The organism is Micromonospora sp. NPDC049559, assembly GCF_040676675.1.
GTDB lineage: Bacteria > Actinomycetota > Actinomycetes > Mycobacteriales > Micromonosporaceae > JBFAPK01.
In genome coordinates this window covers 91,933-105,395 of sequence record NZ_JBFAPK010000032.1, presented here as the reverse complement: position 1 = coordinate 105,395, position 13,463 = coordinate 91,933, and the positions used below count along the sequence as shown (strand labels likewise).

14 protein-coding genes are annotated in these 13,463 nt (G+C 72.5%); 13 read left to right on the top strand and 1 reads right to left on the bottom strand.

Annotated features, from left to right (window positions below):
* Together AB0J86_RS28730 and AB0J86_RS28725 are read left to right on the top strand one after the other, a co-directional pair.
* Window positions 1–922, top strand: a 922-nt coding sequence (locus AB0J86_RS28730) for a class I SAM-dependent methyltransferase (protein ID WP_363860748.1), incomplete at its 5' end; no start/stop codon positions are given.
* Between the two features lie 5 nt (window positions 923–927).
* Window positions 928–1,452 (top strand): hypothetical protein, encoded by a 525-nt coding sequence (locus tag AB0J86_RS28725; protein WP_363860747.1) that lies wholly within the window; start codon window positions 928–930, stop codon window positions 1,450–1,452.
* A gap of 39 nt (window positions 1,453–1,491) precedes the next feature.
* Here the strand turns inward: AB0J86_RS28725 and AB0J86_RS28720 are convergent, their stop codons facing one another.
* Window positions 1,492–2,070 carry an alpha-ketoglutarate-dependent dioxygenase AlkB gene (locus tag AB0J86_RS28720; protein WP_363860746.1) on the bottom strand — a complete coding sequence of 193 codons (579 nt, stop codon included), beginning with the start codon at window positions 2,068–2,070 and terminating at the stop codon, window positions 1,492–1,494.
* 166 nt (window positions 2,071–2,236) lie between these two features.
* Here AB0J86_RS28720 and AB0J86_RS28715 point away from each other — a divergent pair, with 166 nt between their 5' ends.
* The 11 genes from AB0J86_RS28715 to AB0J86_RS28665 all read left to right on the top strand — a co-directional run bounded on the left by AB0J86_RS28715 (window position 2,237) and on the right by AB0J86_RS28665 (window position 13,434).
* The gene (locus tag AB0J86_RS28715) at window positions 2,237–3,781 is read left to right on the top strand and encodes a phage tail sheath subtilisin-like domain-containing protein (protein ID WP_363860745.1); all 1,545 of its coding nucleotides are present in this window, start codon (window positions 2,237–2,239) and stop codon (window positions 3,779–3,781) included.
* Window positions 3,782–3,828: 47 nt separating this feature from the next.
* Entirely contained in the window at window positions 3,829–4,272 is a 444-nt protein-coding gene (locus AB0J86_RS28710; protein WP_363860744.1) for a phage tail protein, read from the top strand.
* 2 nt (window positions 4,273–4,274) lie between these two features.
* Window positions 4,275–4,739 (top strand): hypothetical protein, encoded by a 465-nt coding sequence (locus AB0J86_RS28705; protein WP_363860743.1) that lies wholly within the window; start codon window positions 4,275–4,277, stop codon window positions 4,737–4,739.
* Entirely contained in the window at window positions 4,736–4,894 is a 159-nt protein-coding gene (locus tag AB0J86_RS28700; RefSeq protein ID WP_363860742.1) for a DUF6760 family protein, read from the top strand. Before AB0J86_RS28705 ends, AB0J86_RS28700 begins: the two co-directional genes overlap by 4 nt.
* A gap of 34 nt (window positions 4,895–4,928) precedes the next feature.
* Window positions 4,929–7,562: a hypothetical protein gene (locus tag AB0J86_RS28695; protein WP_363860741.1), complete on the top strand. Its 2,634-nt coding sequence runs from the start codon at window positions 4,929–4,931 to the stop codon at window positions 7,560–7,562.
* A 46-nt stretch (window positions 7,563–7,608) separates the two neighbouring features.
* Entirely contained in the window at window positions 7,609–8,046 is a 438-nt protein-coding gene (locus AB0J86_RS28690) for a phage tail protein (protein ID WP_363860740.1), read from the top strand.
* Between the two features lie 119 nt (window positions 8,047–8,165).
* Complete coding sequence (locus AB0J86_RS28685; protein ID WP_363860739.1) at window positions 8,166–8,936, top strand: LysM peptidoglycan-binding domain-containing protein; 771 nt, start codon at window positions 8,166–8,168, stop codon at window positions 8,934–8,936.
* The gene (locus AB0J86_RS28680) at window positions 8,926–10,761 is read left to right on the top strand and encodes a VgrG-related protein (RefSeq protein WP_363860738.1); all 1,836 of its coding nucleotides are present in this window, start codon (window positions 8,926–8,928) and stop codon (window positions 10,759–10,761) included. Before AB0J86_RS28685 ends, AB0J86_RS28680 begins: the two co-directional genes overlap by 11 nt.
* Before the next feature lie 14 nt (window positions 10,762–10,775).
* Complete coding sequence (locus AB0J86_RS28675) at window positions 10,776–11,057, top strand: PAAR domain-containing protein (protein ID WP_363860737.1); 282 nt, start codon at window positions 10,776–10,778, stop codon at window positions 11,055–11,057.
* A 2-nt stretch (window positions 11,058–11,059) separates the two neighbouring features.
* On the top strand, window positions 11,060–11,470 hold the full coding sequence (locus AB0J86_RS28670; protein WP_363860736.1) for a GPW/gp25 family protein: 411 nt from the start codon (window positions 11,060–11,062) through the stop codon (window positions 11,468–11,470).
* Complete coding sequence (locus AB0J86_RS28665) at window positions 11,470–13,434, top strand: putative baseplate assembly protein (protein WP_363860735.1); 1,965 nt, start codon at window positions 11,470–11,472, stop codon at window positions 13,432–13,434. The genes AB0J86_RS28670 and AB0J86_RS28665 overlap by 1 nt, the downstream gene beginning before the upstream one ends.
* The last annotated feature ends 29 nt before the right edge of the window (window positions 13,435–13,463 follow it).

Here is a 13,463-nt window from a genome sequence, read left to right as displayed (position 1 = left end):
CTTCCAAGCCCTCGCCAAACCCGTCAACAAGGCCATCAACTGGATCGTCGACAAGATCGTCAACCTCGGCAAGAAACTCTGGGCCAAACTCAAGGGCAAGTTCGGAAAGAAGGACAAGCCCAAGACGCCGCAGGAGGACATCCAGGATCGCTGGAACAGGGGCCTCAAGGAGATCCGTGGGGTCGCCAACCGGTCCAGGCAGGGCGGCGCCGAGACCCCCCAGTTGCACGGGTCGCTGCTCGCCATCAAGGAGAAGTACCGCTTCCAGGAGATCTACGCGCACCGGAAGGGCTCCGGCTGGGCCGTCTACGCGAAGTTGAACCCGGACAACAGCGGAAACCTGATCCCGATCGAGGGAAAGACGCTCCTGGTCGGCGAGGGAAACCTGACCTTCACCGAGGCCAATCTGATCCTCGGGCGCAACGTCCCTGGAAACATCACCGCAACGGTCTACGAGCAGAAGGGCGACGTGAAGGAGCAGCGCACGCTCGAACGGGCGGAACGGCTGCAACAGCAGGGCGTGACGGTCGAGTTCGGGGTGGACGCGACCAAGCTGCACGAGGGCGCCGAGGACAAGCCGAAGTTCGACAACATCATCTGGATGTTCCCCCACCCCGGTGGCTCCCGCGCGAGCGCCGCGAGTCGTGGGGCGGCGCTGCTGGCCGACTTCTTCGCCAGCGCGGCGCAACGCATCCGCCCGGGCGGCAAGATCACGGTGACCCTTCGCGTCGCCAAGGAGCCGAACTACTACGTCAGCCGGTGGCGACCGGTGGAGGCAGCCGCGGCGGCCGGCCTACGGCTCGTCTCCCAGAACGACTTCCAACAGTCGGACTACCCTGGCTACGGGCACGAGACGACGGCCAGCGGCGCGAATCCGGCGGACGTGTCCCGTGGGTTCACCTTCATCTTCACGAGAGACTAGAACGCGTGGACATCGATTCCGTCATGGACCGCTTCTGCCGTATTCCGGGCGCCCGAGCCGGACGGGGACCGCGCCATCCGCGCGACCCCGATCCCGCCCCCGCCGCGCGGTTGACGGAGTTCCTGGACACCTACCCGAGCCTGCGGTCGGACCGGGGATACGTGGCCTTCCTGGAGCGGTACGGCGGTGCCGCCATCGAGGGCGGGGACGATCGGCCGCTCGTCGACGTGCTGGGCTTCAGTGACGCGTCGACCGGCCTGTTGGAGATGGACGGGCCGGTCGTCGACGACGACGGCTTCCTGCTCTTCGCGCAGTACGTCCACCATCGGATCGAGGGCGGCAAGCTGCTCGACACGGAGGAGCAGGACTTCGCCTTCGACACCACCGGCGAGCGCAAGCCCGGCGTCTACCGGCTCTTCTCCTCCCGGCGGGTGAGCGACGACGACTTCGACTGGTACGCCGAAGACTTCCTCTCCTGGCTGGACCGGCTGGTGCGGCAGGACGGCATCCTGCCCCGACCGGAGGAGTGAGTGGAGGCCCGGACCGGCGCCGCCGGTCGAGGCCGAGCCTCAGTCGGCGGCCAGGACGCTGCGGAATGTCAGCGACACCCGGCGGGCGCGTACCACGGTCCGTTCGTCATACCTGTCGGTCTTGCGAGCCGCGATGCCGTGCCGCCACTCGTAGCGCGCCTCGCCGCGCATGACCAGCAGCCCGCCCGGTTCCAGCAGGACCGGCACCCGCCGGTCGGCTCCGGCCTCGGGACGGGACATCGTCAGCACGCACGCGGAGCCGAGGCTCAACGAGAGGACCGCGTCGCCGAAACACGGCACGCAGTCGACGTGCGGGGCGATGCCCTGCCCGGGAAGATACTCGTTGACGATCAACTGATCCAGGCGCTGGTCGGCGTACCCGTCCCGGCGCAGCCGCTCGGCGCAATCCTCCGCCCATCCGGGCAGCGGCCCGAGGTACGACTCGCGGCCGACCGTCCGGCGGCGGTAGTCGTACCGGTAACCGTAATGCTGCACCCGGCGCCGCAGGTCGTCCCGCCACGGCTCGCGGTCGATGCACTCCAGTAGCGCCGCCTGCTCGTCCGGCCGCAGATAGTCGGCCTCGTAGGTCAGACCGGGCACGTCCACAACCGGGGGCACGAGGCTCATCGTACGGCCCGGCCGGCGCGGCGAGGGGCGGCGAGGCACCTACGGCCGGGATGCCCCATCAGGCACCGAAGCCTTCCCGATCAAGCGTCCCGGTGGACGTTTGCGCTCGGTGACAGACGCGCGACGCTCGAATCGACCCTAGGGACGAGGAGGCGTGATGCCCAACTATCTGGCGCCGGGCGTGTACGTCGAAGAGGTGGAGTCGGGTTCGCGGCCCATCGAAGGCGTTGGCACCGCGGTGGCCGCCTTCGTCGGCTTCGCCGCGCAGGGCCCGTTCAACACCCCGACGCTGGTGACCAACTGGAGTCAGTACTCCCAGATCTTCGGCGAGTTCGTGCCGGACTGCTATCTGGGCCACGCGGTCTACGGCTACTTCCTGAACGGCGGCGGCGCGTGCTACGTCGTCCGCGTCGGCGGCGACCGGGCCAACGGCCAGAACGGCGAGGCGCAGGCGGCCATCGGGCCGAGCGCCGCGCTCGGCACGTACCGGGTGGTGGCCAAGGCGCTGCCGGGCGGCGGTACGGCCGACGACATCGCCGTCGAGGTGACCGACGCGGGCGAGGGTGCCAGCGAGGACAAGTTCAACCTGGTCGTCAAGCAGAACGGCAAGGTGACGGAGACGTTCGAGGGCGTCACCACCAAGCGCGGCAAGGACAACGTCGTCACGGCGGTTCGCGAGAAGTCGAAGCTGATCACGCTTGAGGAGACCGTACCGGCGGCCCAGCTGACCCGGCCGCGCGGCGGCGAGGTGGCGCTCTCCGCGCCGGCGCCCGCACCGGCCGCTCCCGCGCAGATCGCCCCCGAGGACTACGTGGGCGACGCGGCGGAGCGCACCGGCTTCGGCGGCCTGGAGGCCATCGAAGAGGTGACGATGGTCGCGGTGCCCGACCTGATGGGCGCGTACCAGCGGGGCGCGATCGACCTGGAGTCGGTCAAGGCCGTACAGACCGCGATGATCGCGCACTGCGAGCTGATGGGCGACCGGATCGCGATCATCGACCCGCCGCCCGGCCTCTCGCCGCAGCAGGTCAAGGAGTGGCGCACCGACCAGGCGGGCTACGACTCCCGGTACGCGGCGCTCTACTACCCCTGGGTCAAGGTCTTCGACCCGGTCTCCGGTACCAACCAGTTCATCCCGCCGTCGGGCCACATCGGCGGCATCTGGGGACGCAACGACGCCACCCGGGGCGTGCACAAGGCCCCGGCCAACGAGGTGATCCGTGGCGCGGTCGCCCTGGAGACCCAGCTGACCCGCTCGGAGCAGGAGCTGCTCAACCCGCTCGGGGTCAACTGCCTGCGGTCCTTCCCGGGCCGGGGCATCCTGGTCTGGGGCGCGCGGACGCTCTCCTCCGACCCGGCCTGGCGGTACCTGAACGTGCGCCGGCTCTTCAACTACCTCGAGAAGTCGATCCTCCACGGTACGCAGTGGGTCGTCTTCGAGCCGAACGACGACGCCCTCTGGGCGCGGATCCGCCGGACCATCAGCGCCTTCCTGGTCATGGAGTGGCGTCGTGGCGCCCTGTTCGGGCTCACCCCCGACGAGGCGTTCTACGTCAAGTGCGACCGGGAGACCAACCCGGCCGAGAGCATCGACGCCGGCCAGGTGGTCTGCCAGATCGGGGTGGCTCCGGTGAAGCCCGCCGAGTTCGTCATCTTCCAGCTGGCGCAGGTCTCCGGCGGCACCAGCCTGGTGAGTGAGTAGGGACTGGCCGGTAAGTCGTACCTGGTCAGCGAGTTGAGGAGGTAACCGTGCCGATCCCCGATTTCAACTCCGCCGTCGGCCACTCCTTCGGGCTGGAGGTGGACAGCGTGATGATCAAGCAGATCACCGAGGTGTCCGGCCTGAAGATGGAGCAGGACGTCATCGAGTACAAGGCGAACACGCCCGACGGTAAGTACGCGATCCACAAGATGCCGGGCCGGCCGAAGGCCGGCGAGGTGACGCTGACCCGGGGTCTCACCGCGGACAACAGCTTCGAGCAGTGGATCACCAGCTCCCGGTTCGGCAAGATGGGTGACGCCCGCAAGGGTGGCGCGATCATCGTCTTCGACTACGAGGGCATGCCGATCAAGCGTTACCGGCTGACGAACGCCTGGCCGAAGAGCCTGGAGATCAGCTCGCTCAAGGCCGGTGACACGAGCGTGCTGACCGAGAAGCTGGTCATCACGTACGAGGCGATGGACGTCGAGTAACGATGCGTCGTACGTCCGCCGCCCTGATCCCGCCGCCCGGGGCCGCCGTCGAGGCGACGGCCCCGGCGGAAGCCCCGATCGTGCCCCAGCGCGAGACCCTGCGCACCGAGTTCCCGTTCGAACTGCCGCGCGGCTACGTCGACGACTCGGGCACGGTGCACCGGTCCGGCGTCATGCGCCTGGCCACCGCCCGGGACGAGCTGATCCCGCTGCGCGACGACCGGGTACGGGAGAACCCTCCCTACCTGACGGTCGTGCTGCTCGCCCGGGTGATCACCCGGCTCGGCACGGTGGCGGACATCCATCCGGGCGTCATCGAGGATCTCTTCGCCTCCGATCTCGCCTTCCTGCAGGACATGTACCGACGGATCAACAGCGAGGGCCACACCCGCGCCAGCGTGGTCTGCCCCGAGTGCCAGCACCGGTTCGCGATCGACCTCGCCGGGGGGCGCCTGGGGGAATCGTGACGTACGCGGCCGACCGGATCTACAGCGAGGTCGCGTACGTCGCGTACCACTTCCACTGGTCGATGGACGAGATCCTCGACCTCGAACACCGCGAGCGGCTGCGCTACGTGGCCGAGATCGCCGACATCAACAACCGCATCAGCCAGGGACGGTGAAGGAATGTGGCCGTGGCGTCGTCGTCAGCCGTCGGTGCAGCGGTCCACGGCGCCGGCGGCGGAGACCGGTACCGGTGACGCGCCGGCGGCCTCCGCGCGGCCGGCCGCACCGGCCGCACCTCCCGCACCGCCGGCCTGGCGTTCGCTGCCGCCGATCCAGCGCACCCTCGCGGATGATCCGCTGCTGACGCCGCGCGACCAGTTCGGCGGTTCGCTGGCCGCCTGGCGCGATCCCTCCTTCCTCTCGCCGCTCGGGCACGCCGTCGGCACGGGCGAGCCGGCCGGCGTGCTGCACGACCTGGCGGTACCGGTGCCGCCCTCCCCCGTGGCCGTCGGCCGCGACGCGGAGCCGCCGCTGGCCATACCGCCGCCGGCGGTGCCGGCCCGCCCGGCCGCCGTACAGCGGCAGGTCGCCACGGCCGTACCGGCCGAGCCGCTGACCGTCAGCCGCTTCACCGTCGCGCCGCAGCAACCGCTGGAGCTGAGCCTGCCGGCGGTGGCCGGACCCGCCGCCGACCTGCCACTGGCCACGGAGCCGGTGCGGGCCCCCTCGGCCGCCGACATCACCTCGGCCGCCAGCGTCACCGTGGGCGAGCGCTCCGGCGACCAGCCGGCGGAGGCCGGGGCGGCGCAGGTCGTGGCGCCGCCCGAGCCGGTCGCGCCCGAGCCGGTGGCCGAGCCGCCGAGCGCCGGCGCGCCCGAGGTCTCGGTACCGACGCTCGGCACCGAGGACCTGACGTCCGCCACCGACGTACCGACCTCGTCGGTGGAACCGAGCCCGACCCCGGCCGCGACCGGCGCCCCCACGCCCCCGCCGCTGGCCGTCTCCCGCGCGGTCGCCGACGCCGCACCGCCGAGCACCGGGGCCGGCAGCCGGCCGACGCTCGGGCTCGGCGAGCCGACGCCGGGGCCGGCGGCGCGCGGTACGGAGGCGCAGGCTCCGGGAGCTCAGCACCCGGCGGTGCAGCGGGCGGCGGCAGACCCGGCGGGCGGCGGCTTCCCGGCACCGGGCAGCGCCACCGGGTCGTCCGGCGGTACGCCCGCGACCTCCGGCGGCGACGCCAACGTGCAGCGTGCGATCGGCGACGGTGACGTCCCCCGGGGCGCCCGCCGGCTGGGGCTCGGCGAGCCGATCGTCCCGCCGGTACTGCCCCTGGCCACGCCGCCCACCGGCGATTCCGCGCCGGGCGGCGGCCTCGGCTTCGCCGGCCCGACCGGGCTCTCCGCGGAGCCGCCCACGTTCCCGACCGGCCCGGCCGTGGACGCGCCGGACCCGGAACCGGCCGCCGACGCCGGCCCGACCGGATCGAGCCCCACCGCCGCAGCCGAGGCGGCCGCACCGGACGCCGCCCCGGCGACCGGACTGGCCGGGCTGCTCGGCGACGACATCACCGTCTCCCGGCTGGTCGAACCGGTGGCGTCCGAGCCGGTGACGCCCGATTCGTCGCCGTCCAGCCCGGTACCGGCCGACGGCGGTACCGAACTGCCCCTGGCCACCCCGCCGGAATCCGCGCCCGCCGGCACGCCGCACCCGATCGCCGGGCCGGCCCCGGACGGCGGGGACGCCCCGTCGGCCAGCTCCGGGGAGCCGGAGGCGGTCGCACCGCTGGTCGGTACCGCACCGGCGCCGACCGCCGGCGGGCTGGAACTGCCGGAGCCGGCTGCCGTACCTCGGGACACGGTCGGCGCGGCCGAGCCGGCGGCGCCGCCACTCGTGGTGGCCCGGCTGGTCGGCGACCGGCCGCTGGAGGTGCTGCCCCGGGCCGGCGCGGACGGTCCGAGCCGGTTCCTGCCCGAGCCGCTTCCCCCGACCGTGCAACGGATCCGGTGGGAGCGCGACGGTGATCCGGTCTTCGCCGGCGATGCCGCCGCGAGCAGCAGCAGCGCCGCGAGCAGCACCGCCGGCAGCAACGCCAGCGCCGCGAGCAGCAGCGCGGTGGGCAACAGCGCCGCCGGCAGCAACAGCAGCAGCGCCGGCGGCAGCACCGGCTCGGCCGCCCCGGGCGGCCCGACGTCGGGCGGTACGGTCCAGCGCTGGAGCACGAGCGAGGCGTACCCGCCGGTGCGGCCGGAACCCGCGAGCCTCGCGCCGGCCGCGGCGTGGGACCCCGGCGAGCCGGGCGGGCTTCCCACCGCCGCCCCGGGCCTCGGCGGCGGTCCCGGCGCGGCGCCGATCGGGCAGCCGACCGGGCTGCCCGCCCTGACGGTGGCCCGGGCGACCCAGCCACCGCTGCTGGAGCCGTCCGCGAACCTGACCCGGTCCGGTACGGGGCTGCCGCTCACGGTCTCCCGCTCGGTGCAGCCGGCCGGGCCGGCCGGCGGTGTTCCCGTGGTGCGCGAGTTCTCCTGGGTCGGCGCGACGGCCGACGGGTTCTCCGCCAACGGCGGCGGGTCGTACGGGCTCGGCGTGGTGCAGCGGGCGGACGAGCCGCCGCCCGAGCCTCCCGCCGCCGAACCGCCCCCGCCCCCCGAACCGGAACCGGCCCCGGCGCCGTCCACGTCCGGGGCGACCGCCCCACCGACGGCGGCGGCCCCGGCGGGCGGCGCGGGCGCCGGGACGGAGCCGGAGGAGCTGTTGAAGAAGCTGTTCGATCCGTTGCTCCGCCGGATCAAGACGGAACTGCGGCTGGACCAGGAGCGGCATGGCGTACGGAGCGGGCGGGGCTGAGGTCCTCGACGGACTCGCGGACCGGAGCCAGTGAGGAGGGAGACAGATGGCCCAGGACAACATGGCGGTCGCGGTCGCGTTCGTGGTGAAGATCGACGACCAGGACCTCGGGGCGTTCAACAGCTGCGACGGGCTCGGCTGTGAGGTCGTGGTCGAGCAGCGCGAGGAGGGTGGCAACAACGGCCACGTCTGGCAGCTGCCGACCCGGATGAAGTTCTCCAACGTCAAGCTCTCCCGCCCGGTCACGGCCGACAGCGCGAAGCTGATGCGCTGGTTCTCCGGGATGGCGAGCGGCCTGAAGCGCAAGACCGCCACGATCGAGGCGCGCACGCTGGAGGGCACCGTGATCGCCCGGTGGGGGCTGCTCGACGTCATCCCGATCCGGTGGACCGGCCCGCAGCTCAGCCCGGACACGCCGAAGGTGGCGACCGAGACGCTCGAACTCGCCCACCACGGCTTCTTCGGGCCCGGCACCGGCGGCTGAGCACCCGGCACCAGGGTGCACGAGGGCCCGGGGCGGCGGCCCCTGGCGAGGACCAGAGACGACGCGAAACAGCACATCCGCCGGCCTCGTGCCGGCGCCGAGCGTGACGAGGTGACGAGATGTCCGCGTCCCCGGTGACCTTCACCGCGGCGGGCGGTTCCGGTGCGGGCCAGGGCGGCGCGCCACCGCAGCTGACGCACGCGTACCTGCAGCTGCACGAGCCGCCCAAGAACGGCGGTACGGCCAACCCCGGCCCGCCGCTGAACCGCATCCCGTTCCAGTTCAACCCCAAGGAACTGGCCCTGACCAAGACGGCCAAGTGGAAGCGGGACGCCCAGCGCAACGCCAAGAAGAGCGGCGTACCGGAGTTCACCGGCGCCGACCCGGTCAAGCTGACCCTGGAGATGTTCTTCGACGCCACCGACACGATGGACTCGTCGGTCGTCAAGCGCGTCGAGGAGCTCTTCGCCTGCTGCGTACCGACGGACGCCAGCCGCGAGCAGAAGAAGGGCTCGCCGCCCTGGGTGGTCTTCCACTGGGGCGGGATGGTCGGCTTCCCGTCCTTCGTCTCCAGCGTGAGCGCCAAGTACACCCTCTTCACACCGGGTGGCACGCCGGTGCGGGCGCTCTGCTCGGTGACCCTGGAGGAGATCTCCGGCGAACAGGGTGGTCAGAACCCGACGTCCGGCGCGCTCGCCGCCCGGGACGTACACGTCGTGGTGGCCGGCGATTCGCTGCACTCGGTCGCCCACCGCGCGTACGGCCGACCGGGGCTGTGGCGCGAGATCGCCGAGGCGAACGACATCGACGACCCGATGCGGCTGCGTCCGGGCACCCGGCTGCTGGTGCCCGCGCTGGAGGAGATCGAGGCGGGTCGCGGTGGCCAATGAGCAGTTCGCCAACTCCCTGCTGGTCGAGGTCGAGGGCGCCCCGCTGCCGGCCGACATCGGTTCCCTGCTCGTGTACGCGTACGTCGACGACAGCCGCAACCTGCCGGACCGCTTCCTGCTGCGGTACCGGGACCCGGGCCGGTCGGTGCTGAAGAAGGGCAAGTTCGAGATCGGCGCCAAGGTGAAGCTGACCGTGCAGACCTCGGATCCGGGCGGGCCGCAGCCGTTGATGGAGGGCGAGGTGACCGCCGTGGAGTGCGAGTTCGACTCCACCGGCACGTTCACCGAGGTCCGCGGGCTGGACGTGGCGCACCGGCTGTTCCGGGGCCGGCGGGTGGCGGCGTACCCGAACATGACCATCCCGGACGTGGTCCGCAAGGTGGCCAGCCGGGCCAGCGTCAAGGTCGGCACGATCGACGCGGTCAAGGGCTTCGGCGAGGACCCGGAGAGCCAGATCAGCCAGGACAACGTCAGCGACTGGGAGTTCCTGACCCGGCTGGCGGAGCTGGTCGGCGCGCAGGTACTGGTCACCGAGGGCGCCCTGCACTTCCGGATGCCGCAGCCGCCCGCCGGCGCGCCGGACCCGAGCACCAAGGCCACCCAGAGTCCGCTGGTGCTGGAGGTGAACCGCAACCTGCTCGCGCTGCGGGCCGGGATCACCGCCACCGCCCAGGTGCCCGAGGCGCAGTCCCGGGGCTGGGACCCCAAGCAGAAGAAGGAGGTCTCGGCGACGGCCAAGCCCAAGGCGGCCGGGACCGAGGTGACCGGTGTCGACCCGGTGAAGCTGGGCCAGAAGTTCGGCGCGCCGCCGTACCTGGTCGCCGACCCGACCCTCGGCACCCAGGGCGCGACGCAGACGGTGGCCGACGCGCTCGCCGGCGAACTGGGCAGCGGCTTCGCCGAGATCGAGGGGGTCGCCCGGGGCAACCCGAAGCTGCGGGCCGGCGCGGCCGTGGCACTGGCCAACGTGGGCGAGCCGTTCCAGGGCAAGTACGTGCTGACCAGCACCCGGCACCTCTTCAGCGAGCAGGCCGGCTACACCACCTCGTTCACCGTCTCGGGCCGCTCGGACCGTTCGCTCTTCGGGCTGACCAACGGCGGGTCGGGCGGGGCGGAGCGGCTGGCGGACGGCCTGGTACCGGCGGTGGTCAGCGACGTCAAGGACCCGCAGAAGCTGGGCCGGGTGAAGCTGACCCTGCCCTGGCTGGACAAGCAGTACACCACCGGCTGGGCCCGGGTGGTGCAGTTCGGCGCCGGCAACGATTACGGCACGATGATCATCCCGGAGGTCGGCGACGAGGTGCTGGTCGGCTTCAGCAACGGCAACCTCGACGCCGCCTTCGTCGTCGGCGGGCTGCACAACGGCAAGGACAAGGCGCCGAAGCTGGAGGTCGAGCCGGTCGACGGCAGCAGCGGCAAGATCGGGGTTCGGGCGCTGGTCTCCCGTACCGGTCACCGCCTGGAGTTGGTCGACGCGCCCGACAAGGACGGCATCCTGCTCAGCACCGGGGACAAGAAGTTCGTGCTGCGGCTGGACAAGAAGGGCCAGCTGATCGAGGTGATCAGCGAGGGCAAGGTCAAGATCACCGCGAAGAACGGGATCGCGGTCGACTCCGGTACCGGCCCGCTGGAACTCACCGGCCAGAAGGTGACCGTGAAGTCGAAGACCGACGTCGGCATCGAGGGCTCCGCCAAGGTCGACGTCAAGGGCAACGCCGGGGTCAACGTCGAGGGCGCCACGGTGAAGGTCGCCGGTCAGGGCAGCACCGAGGTCAGCTCCAGCGGCGCGCTCACCGTCCGCGGCAGCATCGTCCGGATCAACTGAGGGGGTAGTACGCCATGCCGCCAGCCGCCCGCGTCGGCGACCCGACCGCCCATCCCGGCGTGGTCGGCGGTCCGGGGGTACCGACCGTGCTCATCGGCGGGACCCCCGCCGCGACCGTCGGCACCATGCACACCTGCTCGTTCCCGGGCACGCCCCCGCACCCGCCGTCGGTGATCGTCCCGCCGGGCTGTCCGACCGTACTGATCGGCGGCCGGCCGGCCGCCCGGATGGGGGATATGAGCGCCTGCGGCGCCCCCATCGTCGCCGGCCTGCCGACCGTGCTGATCGGAGGCTGAGCATGAGTTCGGACTTCGTCGGCGCCGGTTGGGCGTTCCCGCTGCGCACCGACTCCACCGGCGCGATCGCCCTGGTCCGGGGCGAGCGCGAGGTGGTGGAGAGCATCCGGCTCATCCTCGGCACCTCGCCCGGGGAACGCCCGGCCCGGCCCGAGTTCGGCTGCGCCATCCACGAGCTGGTCTTCTCCCCCGCCGACGCGGCCACGGCCGGCCAGATCGCGTACCAGGTGCGGGTGGCGCTGGAGCGGTGGGAGCCGCGGATCGTGCTCGACGACGTGCTGGTCAACTTCGCCGACGCCGCCGAGGGCACCCTCTACATCGACATCCGGTACCGCCTGCGGACCGACAACGACCCCCGCAACCTGGTCTTTCCGTTCTATGTGATCCCCTCGCACGATCCGGGAGCCGAGTGATGCCGCTACCCGCACCGAACCTCGACGACCGCCGGTTCCAGGACCTGGTGGACGACGCCAAGCGCCTGGTGCAGCGACGCTGCCCGGAGTGGACCGACCACAACGTCTCGGACCCGGGCGTCACGCTGATCGAGACCTTCGCCTTCATGGTCGACCAGCTGCTCTACCGCCTGAACCGGGTGCCCGACCGGCACTACCTGAAGTTCCTGGACCTGCTCGGGGTGAAGCCGTTCGCGCCGACGGTCGCCACCTGCGAGCTGACGTTCTGGCTCTCGGCCGCGCGGGAGGGCACCGTCGTGGTCCCCGCCGCCACCCACATCGCCACCGTACGGATGGAGGGCGAGGAGCCGGTCACCTTCGAGACCACCGACGAGCTGGCCATCGTTCCGGCCGCGCTGAGCCGGGTGCTCACCGCGCCGGCGAGCGGCGAGCCGGTCGACCGTACCGACGAGCTGAACGGCAACGACTGGGTACCGGGCTTCGCCGACCCGCCCGCCCCGAACGACGCCGTGCTGTTCGGGCTGACCGATCCGGTGCCGGGCTGCGCCGTGCTGCTGCGGATGGAGTGGGTGGTGGCCGGGCGCGGCGTCGACCCGACCGATCCGCCGCTGGTCTGGGAGGCGTGGACCGAGGGCGGCTGGCGGCCCTGCGTGGTCGAGCGGGACACGACCGGCGCGCTCAACCGGGAGGGCGAGGTCGTGCTGCACGTACCGGCCGGCCACACCGCCTCGGTGATCGCCCGCCGCCGGGCCGGCTGGCTGCGCTGCCGGCTGACCGAGCCGGCCGAGGGACAGGCGTTCTTCCACGCGCCGCCCCGGCTGCGTACGGCGACGGCAGCGACGATCGGCGGCACGGTCCGCGCGAGCCACGCCGAACTGGTCGTCGGGGAGACCCTGGGGCTCTCCGAGGGCGTGCCGGGCCAGCGCTTCACCGTGCAGCACGCCCCGATCGTGGCCGGCGACGAGCCGCTGGAGGTCGAGGTCGCCGGCGGCGACTCCTGGACGACCTGGCGGGAGGTGGCCAGCTTCGCCGACTCGGGTCCGGAGGACCGGCACGTCACCGTCGACCGGTCCAGCGGCGAGGTGAGCTTCGGACCGGCGGTACGGCTCCCCGACGGCACGGTCCACCAGTACGGGGCCGTACCGCCGAAGGCCGCGCCGATCCGGGTTCCCCGCTACCGCACGGGCGGCGGGCGGCGCGGCAACGTGGCCGCCAACAGCCTCACCGTGCTCCGCGACCCGGTGCCGTTCATCTCCACGGTGACCAACCGCACCGCGGCCACCGGCGGGGTGGACGGGGAGTCGCTGGCCGAGACCTCGGCCCGGGGTCCGCTGACGCTGCGGACCCGGGAGCGGGCGGTCACCGCCGAGGACTACGAGCAGTTGGCCCGGGAGGCCGCCCCGGAGGCGCTGCGGGTGCGCTGCGTACCGGCGGGGCCGGACTCGGCGGCGATCCGGGTGCTGGTGGTGCCCGCGGTCGGCGAGCACACCAACTCCACCGACGACTCGGCCCGCTTCGCCTCCCTGAAGCCGCGGGACGAGACGCTGGAGCGGATCCGCACCCACCTCGACGCGCGGCGCTGCATCGGCACGCAGGTGCTGGTGGAGCCGCCGTACTACCAGGGGGTGACGGTGGTGGCGCAGCTGCGCGCGCAGCCCCGGGTCACCGCGACGGCGCTGCGCGAACGCGCCATGCGCACCCTGTACGGCTACCTGAACCCGATCGACGGCGGTCCGGACGGCACCGGCTGGCCCTTCGGGCGGCCGATCCAGTCCGGCGAGATCTACGCGGTGCTGCAACGGGTCGACGGGATGGATCTGGTGGAGGACATCCTGCTCTTCGCCGCCGACCCGATCACGGGGAACCGGGGCGACGCGGTGCAGCGGATCGAGCTGGGTCCGAACGCGCTGGTCTTCTCGTACGACCACCAGGTCCGGGTGGCCAGCCGGCCGGCGGGCGCCTGAGCGAGCCGTGCCGAGCCATCAACCTCTGG

Coding starts and splice junctions, on each gene's coding strand:
- AB0J86_RS28665 (WP_363860735.1), top strand. CDS start 11,470: ATGCCGCTACCCGCACCGAACCTCGACGACCGCCGGTTCCAGGACCTG.
- AB0J86_RS28705 (WP_363860743.1), top strand. CDS start 4,275: ATGCGTCGTACGTCCGCCGCCCTGATCCCGCCGCCCGGGGCCGCCGTC.
- AB0J86_RS28715 (WP_363860745.1), top strand. CDS start 2,237: ATGCCCAACTATCTGGCGCCGGGCGTGTACGTCGAAGAGGTGGAGTCG.
- AB0J86_RS28670 (WP_363860736.1), top strand. CDS start 11,060: ATGAGTTCGGACTTCGTCGGCGCCGGTTGGGCGTTCCCGCTGCGCACC.
- AB0J86_RS28685 (WP_363860739.1), top strand. CDS start 8,166: ATGTCCGCGTCCCCGGTGACCTTCACCGCGGCGGGCGGTTCCGGTGCG.
- AB0J86_RS28675 (WP_363860737.1), top strand. CDS start 10,776: ATGCCGCCAGCCGCCCGCGTCGGCGACCCGACCGCCCATCCCGGCGTG.
- AB0J86_RS28690 (WP_363860740.1), top strand. CDS start 7,609: ATGGCCCAGGACAACATGGCGGTCGCGGTCGCGTTCGTGGTGAAGATC.